The organism is Actinoplanes sp. NPDC049802 (genome assembly GCF_040656595.1).
Lineage (GTDB): Bacteria > Actinomycetota > Actinomycetes > Mycobacteriales > Micromonosporaceae > Actinoplanes.
Window position 1 is genome coordinate 18189 of record NZ_JBFAMR010000032.1, and the last position, 25178, is coordinate 43366.

The window sequence follows — 25178 nt, forward strand, 5'->3', positions numbered from 1 at the left end:
GCCCGAGATCCGGCCCGAGATCCGGCCCGAGATCCGGCCCGAGATCCGGCCCGAGATCCGGCCCGAGATCCGGCCCGAGATCCGGCCCGAGATCCGGCCCGAGATCCGGTTCAGCCGGTGGGTGGAGCCTGGTCACGGACAGGTCCGAGATATCGGTTCAGCCGGTGGGTGGAGCCCGGTGGCTCTGGCACGAACTCAGTGCAGATCGCTGCAACCCCGGCATCAGACTCCGGGAACGACGGCGTTCGGACAGGCACCACTCGGTGAAGGGTTGCCGGAAGTGTTGTCGGCCGGCCTCACGAACTCCATGCCGGAGCCGACGCGGTTGCGATCTTCGGTCGAGGACCGGGCTTCGTGGCCGGACGAAGCACGGCGGTCGCCCGGTCACGAGACGGCGTGAGCCGGCCAGCGGCCGGTCAGATAGCGAGCCAGCAGAGCGGCATGCGACAGCGGGCTGCTCGTGTCGCCCGGATCCCCGTTGGTCGTGTAGTCGAGCAGAACGATGCCGTCGGTGGCGGCCAGACCGCGCAGCCGATCGACGAGATCGGGCACCCGGTTCTCGAGTACCCACCGGTAGGCCGGAAGGTAGATCCGCCGGCGTGCGGTCGAATAGTCCAGCAGATCCGGACCGGTCAGCCCGGCACGATGGCCACGCACCGGCCCGTAACGGCGGACCGTCCGCTTGATCCCCCTCATCGAGGTGACCGCCAACTTCCCCGGATCGACGTCAGCGGTCTCGAACACCTTCAGCGCCTGCCAGATCCCCTCGACCGAGGCGCTGACCGCACCGGGCGTGAGTGGGACCGGAATCCCGCCGTGTGGGTAGAACGGACTCAGCCGCACCCAGGGTTGTGGCCCACGGGAGGTCGCGTCGATGACGGTTGCTCCCGGAAACACGGCCCGAACCGACTCCGGCATCCGTCGTCGGCTTGCGACATCAACCCGCACATCAACCTCCCCATCAGGTCTCGCCGCACATGCTGCCCGAGGGGTCTGACAAAACGCGCTGACCAGCACGGACGTGGGCCGTGGGGCGATGGCCGGGTCAGCCGCCGGCGAAAGGCGGGAGGATGTCGACCGTGGCACCCTCCGGAAGGGCGGCCGCGCGGTCGTGGCAGGTGAGCCCGTCCACCAGGAAGCTGGCCGCCTTCAGGACCAGGCCCAGCCGCTCACCGTGGCGGTCGATCAGGGTCTGGATGAGCTCGTCCAGGGTGGCGGCGCCGACCGTCTCGCTGGAGGTGCCGTTGGCGGCCGCACGGGCGCCGGCGAAATAGCGGACCGTGAGCACCGGGTCAGCCTCCGATCGCGGACATGGGGCGGGCGGGCTGGAGGAAGGAGGGGTCGTCGATGCCGTGACCGGCGCGTTTGCCCCACATGGCGGTTCGCCACGCCCGACCGATCTCCTCGTCGGAGGCGCCGCCGCGCAGCAGGCCGCGCAGGTCACTCTCCTCGGTGGCGAAGAGGCAGTTGCGGACCTGACCGTCGGCGGTGAGCCGGGTGCGGTCGCAGTCGCCGCAGAACGGCCGGGTCACGCTGGCGATCACACCGACCCGGGCCGGCTCCCCGGCCGCGTCGACATAACCCGGGACCAGCCACGTCTCGGCAGGCGCCGTTCCACGTGAAACATCGTCGGGCTGGAGATCGAAGGGTTCGAGCGCGGCCAGGATCTCCTCGGCGGTGACCATCTCGTGCCGGTCCCACTGGTGCTGGGCGTCGAGTGGCATCTGCTCGATGAAGCGCAGTTGATAGCCGTGGTCGAGGGCGAACCGGAGCAACGTCGGCGCCTCGTCCTCGTTGACGCCCCGCATCAGCACGGTATTGATCTTCACGGGGGTGAGGCCGGCGTCGGCGGCGGCCCGTAGCCCGGCCAGGACATCGGAGTGCCGGTCGCGCAGGGTGAGCGTGTTGAATCGGTCCGCGTCGAGCGTGTCGAGCGAGACGTTCACCCGGTCGAGGCCCGCGTCACGTAGCGGAACAGCGATCCGGTCCAGGCCGATCCCGTTCGTGGTGACCGACAGCTTGGGGCGCGGGTCGAGCCGGGCGGCCTCGGCGACGATGTTCACCAGCCCGCGCCGGATCAACGGCTCGCCGCCGGTGAAGCGCACCTCGGTGACGCCGAGCCGTTCGACCGCGATCCGGACGAGCCGCTTGACCTCGTCATCGGAGAGTTGCTGCTGCTGCGGCATCCAGGCGAGGCCCTCGGCCGGCATGCAATACGTGCAGCGCAGATTGCACCGGTCGGTCAGCGAGACGCGCAGATCGGTCGCAATGCGGCCGAAGCGGTCGACAAGCGCGGTCACGGTCGCCGCCGCTTCGGCTCGACTGATCTCCTGGAGATGCGCACCTGTCGAACTTAGCGTCTCCTTCGCCATCCTGCCGTTAGGCATATCGTCCTGTGGGCAATGTGCCCTTCCGTTTCGGGACTCGGACCGCGCAACGGAACGTGACGGCCCGTCAGGCGCGGAGCACGGCGGTGGCCGCCGCCCGTACCGCCGGTTGGTAGGTGTCGCCGAAGGCGGCGGTGTGCACCAGCAGCAGATGCAGTTGGTGGAGCGGGACACGCGCCCGCCAGCCCTCCGCCAGCGGCCACTCCGCGTCGTAGGCGGCCAGGATCACGTCCAGGAACGGAACCCCGCCGAACAGCGACAGAGTGGCCAGGTCGGTCTCCCGGTGGCCGCCGTGCGCCGCCGGGTCGACGAGCCAGGCGCGGCCGTCGGCGGCCCACAGCAGGTTGCCCGGCCACAGGTCGCCGTGGATTCGTGCGGGCGGTTCGCTCACGGCGTACTCCTCGAGGGTTTTGAGGATCCGCTCGACGAGGGTGACGTCGGATTCGGAGAGCGAGCCGCGGTCGGCGGAGGTTCTGAGGTAGGGAAGCAGGCGCCGGGTCGCGAACCAGGACGCCCATGTGCCGGTGTCGGGGGTGTTGTCGAGTGGCAGCGGCCCGATGTAGCCGGGCCAGGGAGCGCCGAATGAGTCGGCGCCGCTGCGATGCAGAAGGGCGAGCGAGCGGCCGAACTCCTCCGCCGCCTGGCGGGTCGGTTCGCCCGGCTGAACCCATTCGGTGGCGAGCATGCCGGGCAGGGCGGCCACGACCTCCGGCACCGGGACCGTCCCGGAAGCGCGCAGCCAGGCCAGTCCGGCCGCCTCGGCCGCGAACATGCCGTCGGGCGCCGACCCGGACGGCCGCGACTTCGCGAACAGGGACGTTCCGTCGTCGAGGGTGAGACGGGAGACGCCGCCGCCGACCGGTGTCTCACGAATCCGCTGATGGAGAAGAAATGTCGGTAGGTGCTCAGGGTGCGCACGCAGATACGCCAGGTCCACCCGCCTATCTTGCGCTTCCGGTGACGTAAGCCTTCATTCGGAGGCAAGATGGCGTCATGACCCCTGTCGTCGTGCGCTCGTACCGTCCGAGTGACCACTCCGCCGGCAGGCGCCTGTGGACCGAGCTCACCAGGCAGCACAACGAGATGTACGGGGAACACCGCGACGACGGCGGCGCCGGCTTCGAGGAGTACCTGACCAGGCTGGACCTCTCCGGCTTGTGGGTGGCCGACCACGCCGACGACGGAGTGATCGGGATGGTCGGCCTGATCATGCGCGGGCGGGCCGGCGAGGTGGACCCGGTCGTCGTGACGATCACCCACCGGCACAAGGGTGTCGGCCGCCGACTGCTGCACCACGTCGCGAGTGAGGCGAAACGCCGCAACATGTCCGCGCTGACGATCTCGCCGGAGTCCCGCAACGTGGACGCGATCCGCAGCCTGCACGCCGCCGGGTACGACGTGGTCTCGTCGATCGAACTGACCATGGACCTGGACCGGCACACCCACCCCTGGCAGCAGGAGGGTCTGCAACTCCACGAGTTGCCGTTCCGCTCCTAGCTGGGCCTTTCCGCCGGCCGCCTGTGGACGAGCCGGCGTGTCGTCCACAGGGCATCCCACGGGCCGCCGAATGCGAGCACGCTGCCCGGCATGACAGCCGATTGCCCCCTCGTCGTCCGGACCCCCGCCGAGCTCCTCGCGCTCCTGCCGTACCTGCTGGGCTACCACCCGCACGACAGCATCGCCCTGATCGGCCTGCACGGCCGTGACCTCGACTTCGGCGCGTGCTTCGATCTGCCGCCGCCGGATCGTGGTGAGGAGGCCGCCCGCGACGTGGCCGGGGCGGTGGCCCGGCAGCGCGCCGATGCGGTGGTGATCGTCGGCTACGGGCCGCCGCGGCGGGTCACCCCGATCGCGTTGCACGTGACCGAGGCGCTGCGGGCCGCCGGTGTCCGGATCGACGACGTGCTCCGGGTCGACGGCGGCCGCTGGTGGTCGTATCTGTGCGAGGACCCGGGCTGCTGTCCGCCGGAGGGAAGCGCCTGCCTGCCGCCGGACAGTGTGATCGCGGCCGAGGCCACCTATCTCGGTCAGGTGGCCCTGCCCAGCCGGGAGGACCTGATCGCCCAGGTGGCGGCGGTGCAGGGCCCGGCCCGGGAGGGCATGGTGGCGGCCACCGAGCGTGCCCGGAGCCGTTTTCCCGGCCTGCTGAACGACGTCCGCCGGATCCGCCGCGCCGGGCGTCTGGCGGTGCGGGAGGCCGAGAAGCGGTACCGGTCCGGCGCGGCGTTGACCGACGACGAGGTGGCCTGGCTCGGAGCGCTGCTGACGGACCGGGTGGTGGAGGACTACGCACTGGACCGCACCTCCGCCCACCATTGGCGGGTCCGGCTCTGGACCGACGTGGTGCGGCGGGTCGAGCCGGCCTATGTGCCGGGCCCGGCCTGCCTGCTCGGATTCGCCGCCTGGCGGATGGGCTGGGGGCCGCTGGCCCGGGCGGCCGTGGACCGGGCCCTGCGCGCGGAGCCCGGCCACCAGCTCGCCCGGATGCTGTTCGAGATCCTGGGCGCCGGCATTCCCCCCGGGGCGATGAGCCGCCGTGACGGCTGACCGGTGCGCGCCCACGACGTCGCGCGAGACCGGGGCTGGTCAGAGAGTGACGCGATGCGGAGCCGAGTAGACGTTCATCCGCTGTTCGCGAAGAAAGCCGACAAGCGTCATCCCGGCATCGTCGGCCAGCTCCACCGCGAGCGTGCTCGGCGCCGACACCGCGGCCAGCATCGGCAGCCCGGCCATCCACGCCTTCTGAGTCAGCTCGAAACTGGCCCGCCCGGAGACCAGCAGCACATGTCCGGTCAACGGCAGCCGGCCATCGCGCAGCGCCCAGCCGAGCACCTTGTCGACCGCGTTGTGCCGGCCCACGTCCTCACGCAGCACCACCAGCTCACCCTCGGCGGTGAACAGGCCCGCGGCGTGCAGGCCACCGGTGCGGTCGAAAGCGCGCTGGGCGGCCCGCAGCTTCTCCGGGACGCCGGCCAGCACCCGGGCCGGGATCCGCATCGGGTCGGCGGCCACGTCGAAGTGCGACTTCACGCGTACCGCGTCGATGCTGGCCTTACCGCAGACCCCGCAGGAGCTGGTCGTGTAGAAGTTGCGGCTCGGATCGGTGACCGGCGGCGGCACGCTCGGATCGAGCGTCACGTCCACCACGTTGTACGTGTTCGGCGTGTCCGCGCCGGCGCACAGCTGAGCCGTCGTGACATCGGGCGCCCGGCCGATCACACCCTCGCTGAGCAGGAAACCCATCGCCAGATCGATGTCGTGGCCGGGGGTGCGCATGGTCACCGCGAGAGGCCGTTTCCGCACCCGGATCTCCAGCGGCTCCTCGGCCGCCAGATGGTCCTGACGGCTCCGGGCGGCGGGCGACACGCCGACATCGATGGCCACCACCGTGCGGCGCGCCGTACTCCTGGCCATGGCGGGAGCATACGGGTTCCCCCGAAGGCGTCGAACCGAGCGCGTGGTCACGTCCGGCACGTGGTCGGGATACGGTACTCACGTGGGGGGATTCGCGGCGGTGGTCTTGGCCGGTGGTGCGGCACGGCGGATGGGCGGTGCCGACAAACCGGCCATCGCGGTCGCCGGCCAGTCGATGCTCACCCGGGTGCTGGCGGCGGTGCACGACGCCGACCCCCGCGTGGTGGTCGGCCGGATACCGCCGGACTTCCCGGTTTCGGTGCACGTCACACGGGAGGAACCGCCCGGTGGTGGGCCGGTCGCGGCCGCCGCGGCGGGGCTCGCCCTGGTGCCGTCACAGGTCACCTTCACCGCCCTGCTCGCCGCCGACCTGCCGCTGCTGACCGGCGAGGCGGTCGACGTGCTGCGGCTGACCCTGGAGTCGGCGCCGATGGAGGGCGCGGTCTACCGGGACACCGACGGGCACCTGCAACTGCTGTGCGGTGTGTGGCGCACCGCCGGGCTGCGCGCCGCCCTGGAGCGGGTGGCCCAGGCCCGGGGCGGACTGCACGGAGCCCCGGTGCGGGCGCTGCTGGAGCACTCCCGGGTGGCCGAGGTGTCGTGGCGCCGGCCCGGCCCACCCCCCTGGTTCGACTGCGACACCGACGACGACCTGCGCACCGCGGAGGAGTGGGCCCAATGAGCGAGCTTGCGAGCGAATCGGTCAGCTCAGGGTTGAACTCATGGCGGCGCCGGAGCGAAGCGGAGGTGACGGCGTGAGCGAGCTTGCGAGCGAATCGGTCAGCTCAGGGTTGAACTCATGGCGGCGCCGGAGCGAAGCGGAGGTGACGGCGTGAGCGAGCTTGATCACTGGGTTGCCGAGGTGGTGGCCGAGCTCGGGCTCGGCGATGTCGACGTGCCGGCGAAGCAGGTGCTGGACGTGGCCCGCGATGTGGCGCACAACGTTCTCCGTCCGGGGGCGCCGGTCTCCGCGTACCTTCTCGGGCTTGCTGTGGCGGGCGGCGCAGACCCCGCCGAGGCGGCCGCGAAGATCAGCGCGCTGGCCCTGCGACGAGCCTCTCCCGGCAAATAAGAGGCGGTCCACGCTGGACCCGGTTCGCTCGATAGGGTGACGGGAACGGAGGTGCGATCATGACGGCAGAAGGCGCCGCGGGCGAGGCGTATGAAGGCGGGTTGCTCGACGAGCCGACCACGGCTGACCTGAAGGCGAAGGTCACCCAGGCTTGGCGGGAGTTCGCCGGCGCGCTGGCCGGTCTGCTGCCGACCCTCCAGCCGGGGGCGCACATCGACCTGACTCTCGATCCGACCGCTTCGGGCACCGGCACGGCCGTCTACTCGGTCAGCATCCGGGTGCTGCCGGAGGGCGTCGTCGAGGCGCTCGCGGTCGGCAACGCCGCACTCCCGCAGGAGTTCCGGATGGATCGGGCCGCGGTCGCCGACCTGGTCGCTCTCGGCTGGTCGCCGCCGGGTGTGCTGCCGGGCTCCGGTGACTCGTTCGGTTTGCGCTCGGCACAGGACAAGGCGGCGCAGTTCGCCACCGTGGTCACCCGCACGCTGCGCGACGTGCACGGCGCTCCGCACCCCGCCTTCCTGGTCTATCTGGTGCATGACGAGGAGGACGAGCCGATCGAGTCCACCCCGCTCGGCACCGCCCGCCACGAGCCGAGCATCGAAGCGGGGCTGAGCCTCGACGATCTCGACGACGAGGCGGCTCTGGACGCCGCCTTGGCGGGGGTGACCGGCGACGTGGTGCCGCTGGAGGAGCGGGTTCGCACGGTCGTCGCCACCATGTCGAAGACCACCATCGACCAGCTTCAGGTCGACGCCGACGGCGACATCGGCATCCGGGCCGGCTCGGCGATGGTCTTCGTCCGGGTCCGCGACAATCCGCCTCTGGTCGACGTCTTCTCTCCGATCCTCACCGAGGTCGAGCCGACCGAGCAGCTTTACGTGAAGCTGTCCGAGCTGACCAACCGGATGCCGATCGGCCGCCTCTACTGCGCGCAGGACACCGTCTGGGCGTCGATCCCGGTCTTCGGCCGCAACTTTCAGGCGATTCATCTGATGCTGGCGGTGCAGGTGATGACGGGTCTCGCCGACGAGCTGGATGACCGGCTGCACGGCGAGTTCGGCGGGAAACGGTTCTTCGGCGAGGGCGACAAGCCGGCGGCCGGCAAGATCGATGACGAGCACCGGCCGGGCATGTATCTATAGCGGCACCGCGGTCGGTGTCTCCACCAGCCGCGACAGCACCACCATGCTCCGGGTCGAGGTCACGAACGGTTCGGCCCGGAGCCGCTCCAGTGCCTGCTCGAGGTGCCCGATGTCGGCCGCCCGCAGGTGCACCAGCGCGTCCGCCTGCCCGGAGACCGTGTAGGCGCCGACCACCTCCGGGTGCCGCCGGGTGGCCACGGTTATCTGGGCCGGGGTGGTCCGCCCGGTGCAGAAGAGCTCGACGAACGCCTCGGTGGTCCAGCCCACGGCGGACGGTTCGATGACGGCGGTGAATCCCTTGATGACCCCGTCGGCGCGTAATCGATCGACGCGCCTCTTCACGGCGGGAGCCGACAGGGAGACCTTCGCACCTATCTCAGCGTACGAAGACCGCGCGTCCGCCACGAGAAGCGCAATGATTCGCTGGTCGACGGCGTCCATCTGCAACGATTCGCCTCCGAGAAGCAAGATTTACGGCTGTTTGCTGCAACCGAGCCTACCTACCCTTGAACCTCATGAGCCACATGGAGCGCTTGCCGCGAAACAGGACATACCTTATGTGTCCGCCGGAACATTTCACGGTCGAGTACGCCATCAACCCCTGGATGGACACCACCGTCGCGGTGGACACCCGTCTCGCCGTCAAACAGTGGGACCAGCTCCGTAACACCCTCGCCGACCTGGGCCACGTCGTGCACGTGCTCGACCCGGAGCCCGGCCTGCCCGACATGGTCTACTCCGCGAACGGCGCGTTCTCCGTCGACGGAACGGTCTACGGCGCCCGCTTCCGGCATCCGCAACGCTCCGCCGAGGCCGTCGCGCATCAGGCGTTCTACCTTGCGAACGAAGGCTGGAACTTCATCGCCCCGGAGCATGTCAACGAGGGTGAGGGCGACTTCGCGTACCTTCCCGCGGCGTACGGCGGCATCGTCCTGGCCGGCTACGGCTTCCGCACCGACCCGGCCGCGCACGCCGAGGCGCAGGAGGCGCTGGGCCGCCCGGTGATCTCCCTCAAGCTGGTCGACCCGGCCTTCTACCACCTGGACACCGCTCTCGCCGCCCTCGACGACCGGCACGTCACCTACTACCCCGGCGCCTTCTCCGAGGCGTCCCAGCGGGTGCTGCGCCAGCTCTTCCCGGATGCGGTGATCGCCGACCGGGCCGATGCCGAGGCGTTCGGCCTCAATCTGGTCAGCGACGGCCGGCACGTGATTCTCAACACCGAGGCCGTGGCGATGGGTCACAAGGTCCGCGACGCCGGTTATCTGCCCGTCCACGTGGATCTCTCCGAGCTCAAGCGCGGTGGCGGCAGCATCAAGTGCGCGGTTGCCGAACTGCGCCCCTGACGATCGCGAACCGGTGAGCGAAGATGGGCGCATGACCGACGACACCCGCACCACAGAGCACAAGGAAGACGGCTCCGTCATCGTCGTGGGCCCCGACGGCCGCCCGATGGGCACGGTCGAGTCGGACGGCTCGCTCACGCCCGAGGAGCCGGGCAACCTCATCGAGCAGCCCGCGAAGGTCATGCGGATCGGCAGCATGATCAAGCAGCTGCTCGAGGAGGTGCGGGCGGCTCCGCTCGACGAGGCCAGCCGTGGCCGGCTGCGGGAGATCCACCAGCGGTCGATCGCCGAGCTCGAGGACGGCCTCGCCCCCGAGCTCCGCGAGGAGCTGGAGCGCCTCTCCCTGCCGTTCGAAGGCGACACGCCGCCCAGCGAGGCCGAGTTGCGCATCGCCCAGGCCCAGCTGGTCGGCTGGCTGGAGGGCCTCTTCCACGGCATCCAGGCCGCCCTCGTCGCCCAGCAGATGGCTGCCCGCCTGCAACTCGAGCAGATGCGCGGTGGCGTCCCGGGGCGCCCGGCCCTGCCGATGGGCGGTCTCATCCCGGGCGCCGCCGCCCCAGGCCAGGAGAATGTCCACGGCCGCACCGGCCAATACCTCTAAAAAACCGCTATATCGTACGGGGTCGCTCGTTCCGCAAAATTCGGATAGTCCCGAATGGCCCGCGCGGCCCCCGTGCGACTCCAGGCCATGCCGCGCGTTCCGGGCGTGAGTGGTGGGCCGGCCTCGCAAGCCCCTGCCCCCTCACCCACCACACCCCCGGCTCCCGCCCGACAGCCGTCTGAGGCGCCCAGGAACAGCGCTGAACCTGCTGGTCGATGACGCACACCGATCAGCCGCGGGCCTTCCCGTCCGGTGCACGCACACATTGCGCGCCCGATCGGGAACACGCGGAACGGGCGGAACGGCCCGGGTTCGCCGGGGACGGCGAACCTCGTACCCCTCAAAGGTTGAAGAGGGTCCGCAGATAGCGTGCGACGCCGTCCTCATTGTTGGTGCCCGTGATCTCGTCGGCGATCGCGCGCAGCGCGGGATGCGCGTTGCCGACGGCGACACCCCGGCCCGCCCAGCTGAGCAGCGGAATGTCGTTGGGCATGTCACCGAAGGCGACGACCTGGTCGGCGGTGATGCCGTGCCGTTCGCAGAGCCATGCCAGCCCGGCCGCCTTGGTGACGCCTGCCGCGGAGATCTCCACGAGCGCCGACGAGGACGATCGGGTCGCCTCGGCACGCTCACCGAGGGTGCGGCTGACCAGCTCCAGGAAGTCGTCGGGGTCGGCGGTGGCGGAGCGGGCCAGCAGTTTCACGGCCGGGATGGCGGTCAGCTCCTCGGGATGGGCGATCACCCGGACCCGGTGGTCGTGCTCCCAGCGGATGGTCCACGTCTCCTCGTGCAGGAAGGCGCGGCCGTCGTCGATTTCGACAGCCAGGGAGACGTCGGGAACGGCGTCGCGCAGCCGTTTCGTGACGTCGAGCAGCAGGTCGACGGGCAGCGGGTCGGCGCGCAGCACCTCGTCGGTGTGCGGGTCGTAGATGACCGCGCCGTTCGCGCAGACGGCGGGCAGCGGCGCCGACAGCTGGTCGTAGAGCTGGTCGAGCCAGCGCAGTGGGCGGCCGGTGACGAGGATCACCGGGACCGGGATCCGCTCCAGCACCTCCAGGGTGCCCGGGGACAGGCTGCGGTCGCTGGTGATCAGGGTGCCGTCGATGTCGGTGGCGACGAGCCGGAAGTCTGCCATCACCTGGACAATAGCCGGTCCAGGTATGTCGCGACGCCGTCCTCGTCATTGGTGAGCGTCACATCGTCGGCGGCGGCCAGGAGCGACGGATGAGCGTTCGCCACGGCCACCCGCCCCCAGCCGGCCCACGCGAACATCGGCAGATCGTTGGGCATGTCGCCGAAGACGAGCACGTCCGACGGATCCACCCCGACGGACTCGGCCACCACCGACAGGCCGGTGCCCTTGTCGACGTCGGGTGGGCAGATCTCCACGTAGTCGAGGCCGGCCTGGGTGACGGTCGCCAGGTCCGGCGGCACGACCCGGTGGGCCACCGCGAGCAACTCGTCGACGCCCAGTGTGAACGACCGGGCGAACGCCTTGATCACCTCGCCGTCGAGGCACTCGGAGCGTGGCCGGGACTCCACGGTGACCGGATATCGCCAGGTGGGGTCGTAGTCGCCCCAGAGCGGGGACTCGTCGTGCTCCAGCGCCTCGAACATCACCGACAGCGGCCCGGCCACCGACTCCAGCGCGCCGAGGACCTGACCGAGCGCCGGGCCGGGCATCCGGGCCTGACGCAGATAGCGGGTGTCCGCCAGGTCGAGCACCCAACCGCCTTGGGCGAGCACCAGGTAGTCGGCGACGCGGATGTCGTTTCGGGTGAGTGAGGTGAGGCGGGGGCCGCGGCCGGTGGCGGCGACGATCCGGATGCCGGCGGAGCGGACCCGGTCGAGAACCTCGTGTGTGAACGCCGAGACGGTGTCGTCATTGCGGACCAGGGTGCCGTCCAGGTCAGTGGCGATCAGCTTGGGGAGCCCAGGCTTGAGCATCGGAACCTCCGAGGGTCGGCGAACCCCCGCGGAGGGCGGAAGGAGAACGGTACACCTGATCGGCTACCAGCTGCTATGACAACTGGTAGCCGATCGATTGCGGGATCTTTACGGTCTTCTACCGGGGTTCGAGGACCTCGCGGCCGAGGAACGGCTGCAACGCCTTGGGCACCCGCACCGACCCGTCCGGCTGCTGGTGGTTCTCCAGGATCGGGATGAGCCACCGGGTGGTGGCGAGCGTCCCGTTGAGCGTGGCGGCGGTCTGCGGCTTGCCGTCCGCGTCCCGGTAGCGGATGTTGAGCCGCCGGGCCTGGAAGGTGGTGCAGTTCGAGGTCGAGGTGACCTCCCGGTAGCGGCCCTGCGACGGCACCCAGGCCTCGCAGTCGAACTTGCGGACCGCGCTCGACCCGAGGTCACCGGCCGCCACGTCGATCACCCGGTACGGGATCTCGACCTTGGCGAGCATCTCCTCCTCCATGGCGAGCAGCCGCAGGTGCTCGGCCTCGGCCTCCTCCGGGCGGCAGAACGAGAACATCTCCACCTTGTCGAACTGGTGGACCCGCAGAATGCCGCGCACGTCCTTGCCGTGCGAACCGGCCTCCCGCCGGTAGCACGACGACCAGCCGGCGAACCGCGACGGCCCACCGCTCAGGTCGATGATCTCGTTCGAGTGGTACGCCGCGAGCGCCACCTCCGAGGTACCCACCAGGTACAGGTCGTCGGCCTCCAGCCGGTAGACCTCGCCGGCGTGCGCGCCCAGGAATCCGGTGCCCTCCATCGACTCCGGCCGGACCAGGGTCGGCGTGATCGACGGCGTGAAACCGTGCTCCACCGCCTGCTGCATGGCCAGCTGGAGCATGCCGAGCTGGAGCAGCGCGCCCACCCCGGTGAGGAAGTAGAACCGAGAGCCCGACACCTTCGCCCCGCGCTCGGTGTCGATGGCCCGCAGGCGCTCACCGATCTCGAGGTGGTCCTTCGGGTCGGCGATCTCCGGCTTGTCGCCGACCTCGCGCAGCACGACGAAGTCGTCCTCGCCGCCGGGTGGGGCGTCCCGCACCACGTTCGGCACGGCGAGGTGGGCCCGGCGCAGCGCCTGCTCGGCCTCACCGGCGGCGGCCTCGGCGGCCTTCACCTCGGCGGCCAGCTCCTTGGTCCGGGTGAGCAGGGCGGCCCGCTCGTCCCCGGAGGCCTTGGCGACCTCCTTGCCGATGGACTTCTGCTCCGCCCGGACCGTCTCGAACCGCTGGGTGGCGGCTCGGCGCTCCTCGTCGGCACGCAGCAGGTCGTCCACGAGCTCGGTGGACTCACCGCGCAGCCGCTGGCTCGCGCGGATCAGGTCGGGGTCGTCACGAAGCAGACGCAGGTCAATCACGGTTGTCGAGCGTACCGGCGTCCAGGTCCGTTCATCACCCGGATATCCCCCGGTGTCACGATCGGTGCGGCTGATCCAGCTCGCCGGGGTACGCGGCGAACGGCTCGGCCGGCGCGATGCTCAGTTCGAGCGACTCGCCGTCGTGGGTCTCCGCCGGAGCCGGTTCGGTGATCTCACGCCTGCGGCGCTCGGGCAGCCGAAGTGCGGCCATCGCCAGAGCCACCGCGGCGAACGCGCACCACAGGCCGCGGCCGGGCGTCACCATGAGCTGCTCGTTGGCCAGTTCGACGGTGAAGTACTTCGGGAAGAGCAGGCTGGTGTCGCCGATCACCGGAATCAGCGCCACCAGCACGGCGAGCAGCAGACCACCGGCGGCGAGGCCGGTGAGCTGGGCGTACCGCCGGCTCTCGGACGGTCCGAAGAGGGTCAGCACGACTGCGATCACCAGCAGGAACAGCCCGGCCAGGTAGCCGGTGCCGAACACCCCCAGCTCGACCAGCCCGGTGGGTACGACCCGGGCGGTGGGCACCGCGGCGTTGCCGGTGGAGATGGATCTCATGTCCGTGATCTGCCACTCGGAGATCAGCGACCCGAAGGCCGCCACCCCGGCGAGCGCCGCGGTCAGCACCGGCAATCGGTGGTCTGTGCCAAGGTCACGGAGGAAGCCGCGCCGCCGGGGGGCGCCGAACGAGATGACCGAATCTGCCGGAAGATCCTGCGACATGTGAACCATCATGACCCGCCCAGTCTGCGGACCGACGGGCGGGATATCGGCTAGCGTCGGGGTCATGCCTATTCGTTCTTCTTCTGCCCGCTGGGAAGGGAACCTCACCGAGGGTTCCGGCACTGTCAAGACCGGTAAGGGGGGCCTGCAGGGCGCCTACTCCTTCAAGTCGCGTTTCGAGGAGGGCGAGGGGACCAACCCCGAGGAGCTGATCGCTGCCGCGCACGCCGGCTGCTTCTCGATGGCCTTCTCGAAGGGTCTCGCCGACGCGGGCTTCACGCCCACCTCGGTGGAGACCGTCGCCAAGGTGCACCTGGACAAGACCGACGCCGGTTTCGGCGTCTCCCGCATCGACCTGGAGACGGTCGGCGACGTCCCGGGGATCGACGACGCCAAGTTCCAGGAACTGGCCCAGGGCGCCAAGGAGAATTGCCCGATCTCGCGCCTGCTCAGCCCGGGCGCCGAGATCAGCCTGGTCGCCAAGCTGTCCTGAGGCTTCCGGCGCGGCCGTGCACCGGTCGCGCCGGAAACCCGGGCACAATGGGCTCGTGCCGGTCGACATGAGTCCAGAACGCTTCGAGGAGTTGGTAGGCGAGGCCCTCGACGAGGTGCCCGTCGAGTTGATGTCGTTGATGAACAACGTGGTCTTCCTGGTGGAGGATCTTCCGCCGGGCGGCGGCGATGATCTGCTCGGGGTCTACGAGGGTGTCGCCCTGACCGAGCGTGGCTGGGATTACGGCGGCTCGCTGCCCGATCGGATCACCATCTTCCGGCTGCCCACCCTCAAGGTGTGCGACACCGAGCAGGACGTGATCGACGAGGTCGCGATCACCGTGGTGCACGAGATCGCCCACCACTTCGGCATCGATGACCAGCGGCTACATGAGCTGGGTTGGGGCTGATCGGTTGATCGGGCGGCCTACCCTGAGCCCATGCGCAGCGAACTGTTCTCCGCCGAGAACCTGGAGAAGGAACACGTCGAGCCGGGACTCCGGTTGCAGAACTCGAAGCTTCTGAAGGCCGAGCTGAACGGTGAGTTCCTCGCCCGGACCGGCTCGATGGTCGCGTACCAGGGCCGGGTGACCTTCGAGGCGCTCGGCTCGGGTGGGCTCGGCAAGTTTCTCAAGCAGAAGCTGACCGGTGAGGGTGTCCCGCTCATGCGGGTCCGTGGCCAGGGCGACGTCTTCCTCGCCGACAACGCCGCCGACATCCACCTGATCGACCTGGAGCCGGGTGACGCCCTGTCCATCAACGGGGCGAACGTTCTGGCCTTCGACTCGACCCTCCAGTACGACATCAAGATGGTCAGCGGCGCCGGCATGATGTCCAACGCCGGCCTGTTCAACTGTGTCTTCTCCGGTCACGGCCGGATCGCGGTCACCACCAAGGGAACTCCCGTGGTGCTCAACGTCGACCAACCCACCTACGTCGATCCGCAGGCCGCGATCGCCTGGTCTGCCAGCCTGCAGACCGGTTACCACCGGGCCGAGCAGTTGGGCCTGGGCACGCTGCTCGGGCGGACCACGGGTGAGCGGTTCACCATGAGCTTCGCCGGTCAGGGCTTCGTCATCGTCCAGCCGTCCGAGGAGCCGCCGGGCGGCCTCGCCGGTGTGGGCGGCGGAAAGAAGAGCTCCGGCGGCAGCATCCTGGGCGATCTGTTCGACGACTGAGTCAGCTGCCGGAGCGCAGCCGCTCCAGCCACGCCGCCGAGCCGGCGAAATCGTCGTCGGAGAGGCCGGGCGGCGCCGCCACGGGCGCTTCCGGCTGCAGGCGATGTTTCGGGTAACTGCCGAGGAAACGAACCTCGGCACAGATCCGGCGCAGACCCTGCAGCGCCTCGCCGAGACGTGGCTCGGCCACGTGGCCGGTGCAGTCCAGGAAGAAGACGTAGGTCCCCAGTTGCTCGCCGGTCGGCCGCGACTCGATCCGGGACAGGTTGATGCCCCGGACCGCCAGCTCGGTGAGCACCGCGAGCAGGGCGCCCACCTGGTCGTGGCGGATCGACACGGCCAGCGAGGTGACGTCGTCCCCGGTCGGGTCGGCCGGGCGGCCGGGCCGGGTGAGCAGCGCGAAGCGGGTGACCGCCTCGGCCCGGTCGGCGATCTTCTCGGCCAGCACGGTGAGCCCGTTGCGGCCGACGCCGATGGGGGCGCAGATGGCCGCGTCGAACTCGCCGGTGGCCGCACTGATCGCGGCCGCGGCGTTGGACAGCACGTCGACGACGACGGCGTCCGGAACGTTCGCCTGGAGCCAGCGCCGGCACTGGGCGGAGGCCTGCGGGTGCGCGGCGATCGACCGGATCGCGGCGAGCGGCGCCGCCGTGCGCGCTCCGAGCACGAACTCGACCGGCAGCAGCACCTCCCGCGTGATCATCAGCGGGCTGCCGGTGATCAGCTCGTCGAGGGTGACCGGGATCGCCCCGCCGACCGAATTCTCCAAAGGCACGAGGGCCGCGTCCGCCTCGCCGCTGCGGACCGCCTCGAGCGCCTCCGGCACGCTCCGGGCCGGGGTGCGCTCCCCCTGCTCAGCGGCAGGGATGGTACGCAGGGCGGCCTCGGTGAAGGTGCCCTCCGGGCCGAGGTATGCGAAACGGGCAGGCATCCCGAAAGTCTAGTCACCCACCACAGGCCAGCACCCGGATGCCGGCCGAAGCCTCCGCCCTGACCCGCGGATTGCACACATCGGTGCCGGCCGTGACGAGCGTGAGGGTCGCGCCCTTGCCGGTGGTGACGACCGACAGTGGCTCGGCGGACTCGGCGCCGGTGAGGCGTACGGTGGCGAAACTCCACGTGCCCGCGCAGTACGGCCCGTCGGTGACCGTCAGATTCTTGTCCGGCACGGCCGGGCTGTTCTTGAGCAGTGTGACGAGCTGCGCGGCGGTCGGTTCGCCGGTGCACCGGGGCGCGTGCGACGGCGTCGGGCTCGGGCTGGACGTGACGGTCGTCGGCACGGTGGTCCGCGGCGGTGTCGTCGTGTAGATCGGTGTCGTCGTGTAGATCGGGGTCGGCGGTGTGTACGCCGGAAACGTCGTCTGTGTGGGCAGGGTGAGCGGTGCGGCCGGCACCGGGCCGCCTGCCGGCAGGCTGGCGCTCGACCGGGGCAGGGGAGGGCTGGTGGGCAGCGCCTCGGGCGGGGCGCCGCAGGCGGCGCTCAGCAGTAGCGCTCCCACCACCAGGGGAAGAGGACCTGTGCGGGGGGACACGCGCTCATGGTAAGAGGCGAGGGGTCAGCTGGCGATCCGATGGCCCGCGGTGGTGAGCGTGTTGATCGCCTCGGTCAGCCGGACGGTGGGAACCAGCAGATAATCCGTGTCGTACGTCGAGAAGGTGACGATGTTGACCCGAGCCTCGGCCAGCGGCCCGACCAGCGATGCCAGCACCCCGGTCATGGCCAGGTTGAGGTCGGCCACCCGCAGGCAGCGCCAGGCCGTGTCGGCGATCGCGTCCGCTGGCACCCGGTCGTTGGGGCAGATCACCGAGAGCTCGTCGACTCCCCAGGTCACCGAGATGACGCTCTTGTCGTCCGGACCCGCGGTGAGCGAGGGGGGCAGGGTGGAGCCGGCGGGAAGCCGACACACCGCGTATTCACCCGGTAACAGGTCTAGATCGAGCATGTTCGCAGACTACGTTGCGGATCTGTAACGTCCAATGCCCGCCAAGTGCAATGAACACCACACCGGCATGGGCGAACAGGATTTCAGTACCGCACCGGGGACAGGAAGGTCAGAGTCCCCCCGATCCGGTCACCCGCCTGCAGAGGTGTCGAGATGGCGTCGACGGTGAGCGCGGCCTCGCCGTCACCCGGCACGACCCGCATCAGGCCCCGGGCCAGCCGCTCGCTGCGCAGCGCCAGCAGCGGCGGAATGTTGTCCGCCTCGGGCTCCACCAGCCGGCCACCGCCGGCCGTGAAGTCGATGAGGTGCAGCGCGGCGCTGAGCCGCTGACCGATGGCCTCGGCCGGCTTGCCCAGGCCGAGAAGCTCGCTGCAGGACGGCGACACCGCGAGTATCGAGCCGTCGGCGTCGATCACCAGGCACGGCTCGTCAGCCACCGCGACCGTCATCGTCCAGCGCTCGACGCCGGTGATGAACTCAGCCTCGGACGGCGTGCGGGCCTGCGGTACGAACGCTCCCGAGAGGGAGAGCTCAACATGCGCCACCGGCTCCTCCTCGCTCCTGTGGACGTCGCTGACCGGCGCGGGAACGTCGGTCAGCGACGGCGTCGCAGGGAACGTTACCGGCGGCTCAGCCGCTTGTCAGCGGCCGTCTGTCCGTTGCTGTACGAAGAGTAGTCATGGTTCGGGCGCCACGGCGCGTTCGCCCAGGTGCCCGGATGCTGGGCGACAGCGGTGAGCTTGGACGCGGTGGCCGGGGAGATCTTTCCGCCACCGGCGATGAGGAGGCGGTCGAGCTCCTTGTCGGTGGAGACCAGACAGTCCTTCGGCAGGCCGTGGACGCTGATCACACCGGAGCCGACGAACGTCAGCACGGGCGTGACCGGGACGTTGAGACCCACGACGGCGGAGATCGCCTTGGCGGCGCGGCGTGCGTCCCGACGGGCCTCGGCAACGTACTCCGGGCGCTTCCCGTTGATCTGGACCACGTCACCGGCGATCAGCACACGGGAGCGGCCGTGGTCGGCCACCGTGACGGCGTAGACGCCACCGGGACCGATGGCGAGGAACCCGGCACGCTCGTCGGCCGGGTTCGGTTCGTAGTACGCGTTGGTCAGGTCGGTCCGCGGCCAGTCGACGATGTGCCAGTTGGGCCCGAGGCGGTCGAGGCGGGTGAGCGCACGCGCTCCGGCGGCCTCGATGCGGCGGGCACCACGCTCGGCGCGGCGACGGCGGGCCCACTCGGCCGGGGTGGTCATCCGTTGTGTGTCCTCCAAGAAGGAGGTCGGATGGCTCCGGTCGACGGGGGCGAGGGTTTGGGACGACATGGGCAGCGCGGGGCGGGCGGGGAAGACAGTCACTGCAGACCTCCGGCAAAAGGTCAGTCGGGCTCTCTTTTCCAACTACCGTACGTGCTCGTACCCCTACGGAACAGGGTGACGGGGTGGGAAAGAAAGGGAATGAGTGTGGATGAATGACATATTCACGACAACGTCTTCTTTCGCATGGTGCATCGTCGCACCTTCCCAAGCTATCCCTCTGCCCGGCCGGATGCATGACTGTCCCAAGATCTAGTCACAACGTCACTGCCCGATAGCGCTCGGTACGGGCTAACGTCGGCCATGTGTACGTCGACAGTGAAGTCAGTCGCCTCCGTACCGTACTGCTTCATCGCCCGGGATCGGAACTGGCGAGGCTGACCCCGCGCAACAACGACTCGCTGCTCTTCGATGGCATCCCGTGGGTGAGCCGTGCCCAGGAGGAGCACGACGCCTTCGCGAAGGCTCTGCGCAGCCGTGGAGTCGAGGTCCTCTATCTGGGTGACCTGATCGCCGAGACTCTGACCCTGCCGGAGGCCCGCGCCGAGCTGACCGCCGGCGTGCTCTCCGACCGCCGGCTCGGCGACGCGCTGCGTGCCACGGTCGCCGACTATCTGGCCGATCAGGAGCCGGCCCGGCTGGCCGAGGTGCTCGTCGCGGGGCTCGCGCACGAGGAGATCAAGTCCGGTGGCGGCGGTCTGGTCTACGAGATGATGGACCGGTACGAGTTCGTCATCGACCCGCTGCCCAACCTGCTGTTCACCCGCGACTCGTCGGTCTGGGTGCGCGACCGGGTTGCGGTCACCAGCCTCGCCATGCGCGCCCGCCGCCGGGAGACCACCCTCACTCACGCCATCTACCGGCATCATCCGCGGTTCGCCGGGACCGGGCTCCTCTTCGACCCGTCGCTGGAACACCTCGAGGGTGGCGACGTGCTGATGCTCGCGCCACGGGTGCTGGCCATCGGCGTCGGCGAGCGGACCACCCCGGCCGGCGCCGAACGCCTCGCCCAGCGGGTCATCGCCGCCGGCCTCGCGCACACCGTGCTGGCAGTCCCGATCGCCCAGGAGCGCGCCACCATGCACCTGGACACCGTCTGCACCATGGTGGACATCGACGCCGTGGTGATGTACCCCAACATCGCCCACACCCTGCAAGCCTGGACCGTCACCGAGCAGAAGGTCGGTGCGCCCCGCCCGTTCCTGGAAGCGGCCGCCGAGGCGATGGGCATCGAACGACTACGGGTGATCGACACCGGGCTCGACCCGGTCACCGCCGAGCGTGAACAGTGGGACGACGGCAACAACACCCTGGCCATCGCGCCGCGGCTCTGCGTCGCCTACGAACGCAACGTCGAGACCAACGCCCAGCTCGAACGGGCCGGCATCGAAGTGGTCCGGATCAGAGGCAGCGAACTCGGCTCCGGCCGCGGCGGCCCCCGATGCATGAGCTGCCCCATCGAACGGGACCCGCTCTGAAGATCAAGATCAAGAGCTGGAGGTCGTAGCGGGGTGGTGGGTACGGACCGTCGCTCCCGCCGAGGGCCCGGCGCGTCTCGCAGGCCGCTGACGCGTCCAGAACGCGAGCCACACCGCGCGACGTGCGTGAGCGGTTGCGCTCCCAAAACCCGCGTGTTGATTTCGGGTGCGGTACGCACCCGAAATCAACACGCTTTCAACGCGCTCAGCGCAACGTGAGCTGGCGGCCGATCAGGCCCTGCTTGGCGCGGCGGGCCGCGGCGTCCAAGGGCTCGTCGACGGCGAGGATGTCGGCGTACCGCTTGGCGAAGTCGGCCAGCGCCGCCTCGAACTCGGCGCCCTCCGGCTCGCCCGGGATGTCCCACACCGGGACCAGCAGACCGTGCGCCCGGAACATGCCGGCGAACTTGGTGTCCTCGCCGAGCAGCAGTTCCCCGGCGGCGGAGAGCCGGGACAGCGCGTCCAGCGCCCGGTCCTCCGGCTCGGCCAGCACCCAGCGGATGTGGCTCTTGTCCGGCGCCACCCGGCACCAGTAGGCGGCGTGGGCCGCGGCCATCCGCACGGTCGGGTAGATCGAGGCGTTGGCCCGCTCCAGCGACGCCTTCACGGTGGCGTCCTGCATCTGCTCGGCGTCCAGCCAGTACTCGAAACCGTCCTGCATGGTGATCTCGAGCGGGTCGTCGACCAGCAGGTCCTGCAGGCGCGGGCCCGCACCGGGAAGGGCCGGCACCGACACGGTGTTGCCCGGCTCGGTGGCCAGCGCGTTCAGGATGGCGACCGCCAGGTCGCGGGAGACGTCACCGGACTGGAGGTGCCGCTGGAGGCCGATGAAGATCTTGCCGTCCCGGCGGGACATGGCGGGCCACGCCATCGGCAGCACGGTGGAGAGGATCACCGAGCGGTCGCCGTACTCCTCGACGATCTCCGGTTTCAAGGTCAGCGGCGCGGAGGCGGCCGGGACCAGCTCACGCAGGGCTACCCATTCCGGCTCGTCGGCCAGGCCCTCGAAGGGCCGGGCGACGAAGATGTCGCGCACCTTCGTCTTCGGTGCGGTTTCGCGGGACTTGCGACGCTTGCTCACGGGGAACCAGCGTAAGCGTCCCTCCCGCGAACCGGTGACGTGGGCCACCCCCGGTGTGTCGCTGGAAAGTGTCACGCCCGGGGCAGGCGCACCTCGGCGACCGTGCCGCCGCCCTCCCGCGGGCGCAGCGAGACCCAGCCGTTCTGCCGCTCCACCAGCCGCCGGACCAGGTAGAGACCCAGTCCGGCGCCGGGCCGGTGCGGTCCCGGATCGGCCTGCCAGTAGCGGTCGAAGGCGTGCTCGACGTGTTCCGGCGCGATCCCGGCGCCCCGGTCGGACACCCGGAACCGCAGCGTGTCGTCCTCCGCGCCGGCACAGACCTCGACCGTGCCGTCCGGGTCCGAGTACTTCTCGGCGTTGGTGGCCAGCTCGGTGAGGATGGTCGTGATCGAGTCCCGGTGCCCGTACGCCTTCGGCAGGTCGGCCGGCAGATCCCCGAGCAGCAGCCGGGCACGCAGGTCGCCGGGTAGTTCACCGACCGCCTCGCGGAGCGCCTCCACCAGGTCGAACGGACCGGCCGGGGCGGCGCCCACCGAGCCGTCCTCCTCGCTGGCGGCGGAGAGCAGCCGGTCCACCAGCCGGGCCAGCTCACCGGCCCGGGTCCCGATCACGCGGACCGCCTCGCGCCGGCCGGGTTCGCCGAGGGTCTCCCAGTGGTTGGTGAGCGTGTCCGCGTACCCCTTGATGACGGTGACGGGGGTGCGCAGCTCGTGGCTGGTGACCGCCAGCCAGAGATCGCGGTCGGCGTCACGGCGGGCCTGCTCGGGGGCGGGCGCACCGTGGGCGGGCAGGCCGGCGCGCTTCGCGTAGAGCCGGCCGATCAGGCAGGCCAGGAGCCGCAGCACGTCCTGGTCTTCGGGGCCGGGCTCGCCGTCGAGGTAGACGTGCAGGGAGCCGACGGCCTGCTCGCCGTCGGCGCACCGGGCGCCGAGGATCCGCCGCGGGTCGCCGCCGTCGACGAGGCGGAGGAACTCGTCGTCGGGCAGCCGGTCGCCCGGATGGTCGACCCGGCGGCCGACGGCGCGGGCCCACACCCCGGTGGCGGCGATGATCCGGCCGTGGTCGGCGGCGAGTTCGGCGAAACCGGCGGCGTGGGCGCCGAGGGTCTCCGCGGCGAGCCGGACCAGTTGCTGGAGCACGGACAGACCGGCTTCACCGGAGTCGACGCGGTCGAGGACCGCGATCTGACCCCGGGTCAGCGCCGCGTAGTCGGGACGGTCCGGCATGCCTGCGAGTTTGCCTCGCTCGGCGGCTTTTGGGCAGATGAACCTAAGCGAACCCTGCGGTTGACCGGCACCCAGTGGTGCACGTCACATCCCCGCGAGGTGGTCCAGGATGAACCGGGGACGGTCGGTGATCACGCCGTCCACGCGGTGCTCCAGAACCATCTCCAGATCGGCCGGCTCGTTGACCGTCCAGACGTACGCCTGATGGCCCGCCGCCTTGATCGCCGGCAGCAGGGTGGGCCGCGCCCGGACCAGGTCGACGCCGGGTCCGGCGGCCCGTGCCCCGAACGGCAGGCGGCCACGGCCGACTCCCGGTGGCACCAGCTCCAGCAGGTAGACGGTCGGCAGGGCGGGCGCCTGTGCCCGGATCCGGCGCAGCGCGAGCGCGGCGAACGACATCACCGTCACCTGTACGTCGTCGTCCGGTTTCGGTTCGGCCAGACCGAAGTGCCGCAGCATCCGGATCAGCCGGCGCTCCACCTCGGCCCCGTACCGGGACGGGTGTTTGGTCTCGATCAACAGGCGCACCGGGCGGCCGCTCGACCGGATCGCGTCCAGCAGGCGCTCCAGGGTGAGCAGCCGGGACAGGTCGGGCAGTTCGGTGTCGGCCGGGTAACCGGGATGCCAGGAGCCGAAATTGAGCGCGTTCAGCTCGGCCAGGGTCTTCGAGCTGACCCGGCCCCGGCCGTTGCTGGTGCGGTCCAGTCGGCTGTCGTGCACGCACACCAGGTGACCGTCCCGGGTCAGCCGGACGTCGCACTCCAGGCCGTCGGCGCCCTCGTCGAGGGCGCGCAGATAGGCCCCGAGCGTGTGCTCGGGCAGTGCGTCGGCGCCCCCTCGGTGCGCGAAGACGAGGGGACGGTGCCCGGTCACAGGACGCGGGCCGGTTGCCCGTCCTCGCTCACCATGTCTTTGCCGAGGGCGGCCCACGCCTGCATGCCGCCTTCGAGGTTGCGCACGTTGTCCCACCCGTTGTTCATCAGGTAGGCCACGACCTGGCCGGAGCGGCCGCCGGCACGGCACACGACGATGACCTCACCGTCGGACGGCACCTCGGCCATCCGGGCGGGTATCTCCATCATCGGCAGGTGATTGGCGCCGGGCGCGTGGCCGGCCGTCCACTCGTCCGGCTCGCGCACGTCGAGCAGGTAGGCGCCGGGAGCGACTTGATCAGCGGTGACGCTGGGAACCTGAGGTCCGAACACGGAAGACAGCGTAGTTGGGCAGCCTTCGGTCCGCTCCGGTGGCGGGGGCTACTTCTCGTTGGCGATGACGTCCGGGTGGTCGAGGACGAACTCGGCGAGGGTGTCCTTCTTCACGGCCTGGAACATCTTCAGGCTGGTCTCGTTGAACACCTCCCGCCCGCTGCTGTTGCCGGAGAAGGTGCCGTTGTTGGTGCGCAGCAGGACCAGGTCGTTGGCCGCGACGTTCTTCAGCCCGAGCACGAAGTCGGTGATCTCGATCTTCCCGGTGTCGAGGGTGAACGCCTTGCCGGCCGCCTTGATCAGCGGATTGATCTTGAGTGGGTTGCTGAGGATCCCGCCCTCGGACGCCTTCGTGGCCATCGCCTTGATCAGCTGCTGCTGGTGGCGCTGCCGGTCGTAGTCACCGTTCTCGAGGCCGTAACGCTGACGGGCGTAGTCGAGCGCCTCCCAGCCCTCCATCTCCCGGCAGCCCACCTTGTGCACCACCGCCTTGCCGGACTCGCCGGCCTTCTTCGCGTCGGCCAGGTACATCGGCTTGCCGTCGACGAGCACCAGGTGCTTCGAGCTGACCTGCTGGTCGACGCACATGTCCACGCCGCCCAGTTCGTCGATCACGTTCTTGAAGCCGCCGAAGTTGATGATCGCGGCACCGTCGAAACTGATCCCGGTCATGTTCTTCAGCGTCTTGGCCAGCAACTGCGCGCCACCGGACGCGCCGGCGCCGTTCTGGGCGCCCCAGTAGAACGCCTCGGTGGCCTTGACCGTCCCGCCCTCGTACTTGCTCGGCGTGAACGCCGGGACCTTCACCTCGGTGTCCCGTGGCACCGAGATCAGGAACGCCTGATCGTGGGTGGCCGGGATGTGCAGGATGATGATGGTGTCCGCGTGCAGGGTGTCGTCGGACCAGCTCTCCCGCTTGTCCACGCCCATCAGCAGCATGTCGATCGGGCCCTCGAGGGTGCTGCCGCCACCCTCCTCGACGGTCTTCTTCGCGTCGCCGGTGAGGTCACGGACCGCGATCGTCGAGGTGGTCTGCTCGATCATGATCTTGCCGCCGGCCAGCCCGCCGGCGCTCGCCACCAGCAGCACCGCGCCGAATGTCGTGGTGAGCCGTGCCCACAGCGGCGAGCGCCGTTTGCGGGGGACGGCAGGCGGCGCCGCCGGCACCTCGGGCCGGTCGGCGTCGTCCTGCGGCGATGGCTGCCGGTGATCCACGACGGTCATGCAGCGCTCCTGGGAAGATCGGGGGCTG

At 70.2% G+C, this 25178-nt stretch carries 31 protein-coding genes; 11 read left to right on the forward strand and 20 right to left on the reverse strand.

What is annotated here, in order from left to right:
* Positions 1–384: 384 nt before the first annotated feature.
* The 4 genes from AB0I88_RS22420 to AB0I88_RS22435 all read right to left on the reverse strand — a co-directional run bounded on the left by AB0I88_RS22420 (position 385) and on the right by AB0I88_RS22435 (position 3324).
* A complete protein-coding gene (locus tag AB0I88_RS22420; protein WP_361027610.1) occupies positions 385–843 on the reverse strand; it encodes a hypothetical protein in 459 nt (152 codons plus the stop codon).
* A 202-nt stretch (positions 844–1045) separates the two neighbouring features.
* Positions 1046–1288, reverse strand: coding sequence for a MoaD/ThiS family protein (locus tag AB0I88_RS22425; RefSeq protein ID WP_361027613.1), 243 nt, complete (start codon positions 1286–1288; stop codon positions 1046–1048).
* 4 nt (positions 1289–1292) lie between these two features.
* Positions 1293–2300: a GTP 3',8-cyclase MoaA gene (gene moaA / locus AB0I88_RS22430; protein ID WP_361027616.1), complete on the reverse strand. Its 1008-nt coding sequence runs from the start codon at positions 2298–2300 to the stop codon at positions 1293–1295.
* Positions 2301–2454: 154 nt separating this feature from the next.
* Complete coding sequence (locus AB0I88_RS22435) at positions 2455–3324, reverse strand: fructosamine kinase family protein (protein ID WP_361027619.1); 870 nt, start codon at positions 3322–3324, stop codon at positions 2455–2457.
* Positions 3325–3380: 56 nt separating this feature from the next.
* On the opposite strand from AB0I88_RS22435, the gene AB0I88_RS22440 reads away from it, so the two are divergent.
* Both AB0I88_RS22440 and AB0I88_RS22445 read left to right on the forward strand, forming a co-directional pair.
* Positions 3381–3884, forward strand: coding sequence for a GNAT family N-acetyltransferase (locus tag AB0I88_RS22440; protein WP_361027621.1), 504 nt, complete (start codon positions 3381–3383; stop codon positions 3882–3884).
* A 90-nt stretch (positions 3885–3974) separates the two neighbouring features.
* A complete protein-coding gene (locus AB0I88_RS22445; protein ID WP_361027624.1) occupies positions 3975–4934 on the forward strand; it encodes a DUF4192 domain-containing protein in 960 nt (319 codons plus the stop codon).
* Positions 4935–4973: 39 nt separating this feature from the next.
* On the opposite strand, the gene fdhD is transcribed toward AB0I88_RS22445, so the two are convergent.
* A complete protein-coding gene (gene fdhD / locus AB0I88_RS22450) occupies positions 4974–5801 on the reverse strand; it encodes a formate dehydrogenase accessory sulfurtransferase FdhD (protein WP_361027628.1) in 828 nt (275 codons plus the stop codon).
* Positions 5802–5901: 100 nt separating this feature from the next.
* Between fdhD and AB0I88_RS22455 the strand changes: the two genes are divergently transcribed.
* From AB0I88_RS22455 to AB0I88_RS22465, 3 genes are all read left to right on the forward strand, one after another.
* Positions 5902–6483 (forward strand): NTP transferase domain-containing protein, encoded by a 582-nt coding sequence (locus AB0I88_RS22455; RefSeq protein WP_361027852.1) that lies wholly within the window; start codon positions 5902–5904, stop codon positions 6481–6483.
* A gap of 150 nt (positions 6484–6633) precedes the next feature.
* On the forward strand, positions 6634–6873 hold the full coding sequence (locus tag AB0I88_RS22460; RefSeq protein ID WP_361027631.1) for a DUF6457 domain-containing protein: 240 nt from the start codon (positions 6634–6636) through the stop codon (positions 6871–6873).
* A gap of 59 nt (positions 6874–6932) precedes the next feature.
* Positions 6933–8015, forward strand: coding sequence for a hypothetical protein (locus tag AB0I88_RS22465; protein WP_361027634.1), 1083 nt, complete (start codon positions 6933–6935; stop codon positions 8013–8015).
* Here the strand turns inward: AB0I88_RS22465 and AB0I88_RS22470 are convergent.
* Complete coding sequence (locus AB0I88_RS22470) at positions 8010–8462, reverse strand: Lrp/AsnC family transcriptional regulator (RefSeq protein ID WP_361027637.1); 453 nt, start codon at positions 8460–8462, stop codon at positions 8010–8012. The two genes, AB0I88_RS22465 and AB0I88_RS22470, sit on opposite strands and share 6 nt — an antisense overlap.
* Positions 8463–8530: 68 nt before the next feature.
* Between AB0I88_RS22470 and ddaH the strand changes: the two genes are divergently transcribed.
* Together ddaH and AB0I88_RS22480 are read left to right on the forward strand one after the other, a co-directional pair.
* Complete coding sequence (ddaH, locus tag AB0I88_RS22475; RefSeq protein WP_361027641.1) at positions 8531–9361, forward strand: dimethylargininase; 831 nt, start codon at positions 8531–8533, stop codon at positions 9359–9361.
* 31 nt (positions 9362–9392) lie between these two features.
* The gene (locus AB0I88_RS22480; protein ID WP_361027644.1) at positions 9393–9962 is read left to right on the forward strand and encodes a bacterial proteasome activator family protein; all 570 of its coding nucleotides are present in this window, start codon (positions 9393–9395) and stop codon (positions 9960–9962) included.
* Positions 9963–10302: 340 nt separating this feature from the next.
* Here the strand turns inward: AB0I88_RS22480 and AB0I88_RS22485 are convergent, their stop codons facing one another.
* The 4 genes from AB0I88_RS22485 to AB0I88_RS22500 all read right to left on the reverse strand — a co-directional run bounded on the left by AB0I88_RS22485 (position 10303) and on the right by AB0I88_RS22500 (position 14005).
* Positions 10303–11097, reverse strand: a complete 795-nt coding sequence (locus AB0I88_RS22485) for an HAD family hydrolase (RefSeq protein WP_361027647.1) — start codon at positions 11095–11097, stop codon at positions 10303–10305.
* Positions 11097–11909 carry an HAD family hydrolase gene (locus AB0I88_RS22490; protein ID WP_361027650.1) on the reverse strand — a complete coding sequence of 271 codons (813 nt, stop codon included), beginning with the start codon at positions 11907–11909 and terminating at the stop codon, positions 11097–11099. The genes AB0I88_RS22485 and AB0I88_RS22490 overlap by 1 nt, the downstream gene beginning before the upstream one ends.
* A gap of 118 nt (positions 11910–12027) precedes the next feature.
* The gene (serS, locus tag AB0I88_RS22495; protein ID WP_361027653.1) at positions 12028–13281 is read right to left on the reverse strand and encodes a serine--tRNA ligase; all 1254 of its coding nucleotides are present in this window, start codon (positions 13279–13281) and stop codon (positions 12028–12030) included.
* 55 nt (positions 13282–13336) lie between these two features.
* Positions 13337–14005 carry a hypothetical protein gene (locus AB0I88_RS22500; RefSeq protein WP_361027656.1) on the reverse strand — a complete coding sequence of 223 codons (669 nt, stop codon included), beginning with the start codon at positions 14003–14005 and terminating at the stop codon, positions 13337–13339.
* A gap of 64 nt (positions 14006–14069) precedes the next feature.
* Here AB0I88_RS22500 and AB0I88_RS22505 point away from each other — a divergent pair, with 64 nt between their 5' ends.
* From AB0I88_RS22505 to AB0I88_RS22515, 3 genes are all read left to right on the forward strand, one after another.
* Positions 14070–14498, forward strand: a complete 429-nt coding sequence (locus AB0I88_RS22505) for an OsmC family protein (RefSeq protein WP_361027659.1) — start codon at positions 14070–14072, stop codon at positions 14496–14498.
* 67 nt (positions 14499–14565) lie between these two features.
* Positions 14566–14907: a metallopeptidase family protein gene (locus AB0I88_RS22510; RefSeq protein WP_361027855.1), complete on the forward strand. Its 342-nt coding sequence runs from the start codon at positions 14566–14568 to the stop codon at positions 14905–14907.
* A gap of 30 nt (positions 14908–14937) precedes the next feature.
* Positions 14938–15675, forward strand: coding sequence for an AIM24 family protein (locus AB0I88_RS22515; protein ID WP_361027662.1), 738 nt, complete (start codon positions 14938–14940; stop codon positions 15673–15675).
* A 1-nt stretch (position 15676) separates the two neighbouring features.
* Here AB0I88_RS22515 and pheA read toward each other — a convergent pair whose 3' ends face one another.
* The 5 genes from pheA to AB0I88_RS22540 form a co-directional block, all read right to left on the reverse strand.
* A complete protein-coding gene (gene pheA, locus AB0I88_RS22520) occupies positions 15677–16606 on the reverse strand; it encodes a prephenate dehydratase (RefSeq protein WP_361027665.1) in 930 nt (309 codons plus the stop codon).
* A 13-nt stretch (positions 16607–16619) separates the two neighbouring features.
* Positions 16620–17207 (reverse strand): hypothetical protein, encoded by a 588-nt coding sequence (locus AB0I88_RS22525; protein ID WP_361027668.1) that lies wholly within the window; start codon positions 17205–17207, stop codon positions 16620–16622.
* 24 nt (positions 17208–17231) lie between these two features.
* Positions 17232–17618, reverse strand: coding sequence for an ACT domain-containing protein (locus AB0I88_RS22530; protein ID WP_361027671.1), 387 nt, complete (start codon positions 17616–17618; stop codon positions 17232–17234).
* Between the two features lie 83 nt (positions 17619–17701).
* A complete protein-coding gene (locus tag AB0I88_RS22535; RefSeq protein ID WP_361027674.1) occupies positions 17702–18163 on the reverse strand; it encodes a hypothetical protein in 462 nt (153 codons plus the stop codon).
* 74 nt (positions 18164–18237) lie between these two features.
* Positions 18238–18978: a hypothetical protein gene (locus tag AB0I88_RS22540; RefSeq protein WP_361027677.1), complete on the reverse strand. Its 741-nt coding sequence runs from the start codon at positions 18976–18978 to the stop codon at positions 18238–18240.
* A 263-nt stretch (positions 18979–19241) separates the two neighbouring features.
* Between AB0I88_RS22540 and AB0I88_RS22545 the strand changes: the two genes are divergently transcribed.
* On the forward strand, positions 19242–20414 hold the full coding sequence (locus AB0I88_RS22545; protein ID WP_361027680.1) for an arginine deiminase: 1173 nt from the start codon (positions 19242–19244) through the stop codon (positions 20412–20414).
* Positions 20415–20619: 205 nt separating this feature from the next.
* Here the strand turns inward: AB0I88_RS22545 and AB0I88_RS22550 are convergent, their stop codons facing one another.
* The 5 genes from AB0I88_RS22550 to AB0I88_RS22570 form a co-directional block, all read right to left on the reverse strand.
* Positions 20620–21495: a DUF5926 family protein gene (locus AB0I88_RS22550; RefSeq protein WP_361027683.1), complete on the reverse strand. Its 876-nt coding sequence runs from the start codon at positions 21493–21495 to the stop codon at positions 20620–20622.
* A 71-nt stretch (positions 21496–21566) separates the two neighbouring features.
* Positions 21567–22721, reverse strand: a complete 1155-nt coding sequence (locus tag AB0I88_RS22555) for a HAMP domain-containing sensor histidine kinase (protein WP_361027686.1) — start codon at positions 22719–22721, stop codon at positions 21567–21569.
* An 84-nt stretch (positions 22722–22805) separates the two neighbouring features.
* Entirely contained in the window at positions 22806–23594 is a 789-nt protein-coding gene (locus tag AB0I88_RS22560; protein ID WP_361027689.1) for a glycerophosphodiester phosphodiesterase family protein, read from the reverse strand.
* Entirely contained in the window at positions 23591–23926 is a 336-nt protein-coding gene (locus tag AB0I88_RS22565) for a rhodanese-like domain-containing protein (RefSeq protein WP_361027692.1), read from the reverse strand. Before AB0I88_RS22565 ends, AB0I88_RS22560 begins: the two co-directional genes overlap by 4 nt.
* A gap of 48 nt (positions 23927–23974) precedes the next feature.
* On the reverse strand, positions 23975–25150 hold the full coding sequence (locus AB0I88_RS22570; protein WP_361027695.1) for an LCP family protein: 1176 nt from the start codon (positions 25148–25150) through the stop codon (positions 23975–23977).
* Positions 25151–25178 lie beyond the last annotated feature (28 nt).

Excerpts from the sequence above, each read along its gene's own strand:
- AB0I88_RS22440 (WP_361027621.1), top strand. The coding sequence starts at position 3,381 with ATGACCCCTGTCGTCGTGCGCTCGTACCGTCCGAGTGACCACTCCGCC.
- AB0I88_RS22445 (WP_361027624.1), top strand. The coding sequence starts at position 3,975 with ATGACAGCCGATTGCCCCCTCGTCGTCCGGACCCCCGCCGAGCTCCTC.
- fdhD (WP_361027628.1), bottom strand. The coding sequence starts at position 5,801 with ATGGCCAGGAGTACGGCGCGCCGCACGGTGGTGGCCATCGATGTCGGC.
- AB0I88_RS22465 (WP_361027634.1), top strand. The coding sequence starts at position 6,933 with ATGACGGCAGAAGGCGCCGCGGGCGAGGCGTATGAAGGCGGGTTGCTC.
- ddaH (WP_361027641.1), top strand. The coding sequence starts at position 8,531 with ATGAGCCACATGGAGCGCTTGCCGCGAAACAGGACATACCTTATGTGT.
- AB0I88_RS22480 (WP_361027644.1), top strand. The coding sequence starts at position 9,393 with ATGACCGACGACACCCGCACCACAGAGCACAAGGAAGACGGCTCCGTC.
- AB0I88_RS22485 (WP_361027647.1), bottom strand. The coding sequence starts at position 11,097 with ATGGCAGACTTCCGGCTCGTCGCCACCGACATCGACGGCACCCTGATC.
- AB0I88_RS22490 (WP_361027650.1), bottom strand. The coding sequence starts at position 11,909 with ATGCTCAAGCCTGGGCTCCCCAAGCTGATCGCCACTGACCTGGACGGC.
- AB0I88_RS22500 (WP_361027656.1), bottom strand. The coding sequence starts at position 14,005 with ATGTCGCAGGATCTTCCGGCAGATTCGGTCATCTCGTTCGGCGCCCCC.
- AB0I88_RS22505 (WP_361027659.1), top strand. The coding sequence starts at position 14,070 with ATGCCTATTCGTTCTTCTTCTGCCCGCTGGGAAGGGAACCTCACCGAG.
- AB0I88_RS22510 (WP_361027855.1), top strand. The coding sequence starts at position 14,566 with ATGAGTCCAGAACGCTTCGAGGAGTTGGTAGGCGAGGCCCTCGACGAG.
- AB0I88_RS22515 (WP_361027662.1), top strand. The coding sequence starts at position 14,938 with ATGCGCAGCGAACTGTTCTCCGCCGAGAACCTGGAGAAGGAACACGTC.
- pheA (WP_361027665.1), bottom strand. The coding sequence starts at position 16,606 with ATGCCTGCCCGTTTCGCATACCTCGGCCCGGAGGGCACCTTCACCGAG.
- AB0I88_RS22530 (WP_361027671.1), bottom strand. The coding sequence starts at position 17,618 with ATGCTCGATCTAGACCTGTTACCGGGTGAATACGCGGTGTGTCGGCTT.
- AB0I88_RS22555 (WP_361027686.1), bottom strand. The coding sequence starts at position 22,721 with ATGCCGGACCGTCCCGACTACGCGGCGCTGACCCGGGGTCAGATCGCG.
- AB0I88_RS22570 (WP_361027695.1), bottom strand. The coding sequence starts at position 25,150 with ATGACCGTCGTGGATCACCGGCAGCCATCGCCGCAGGACGACGCCGAC.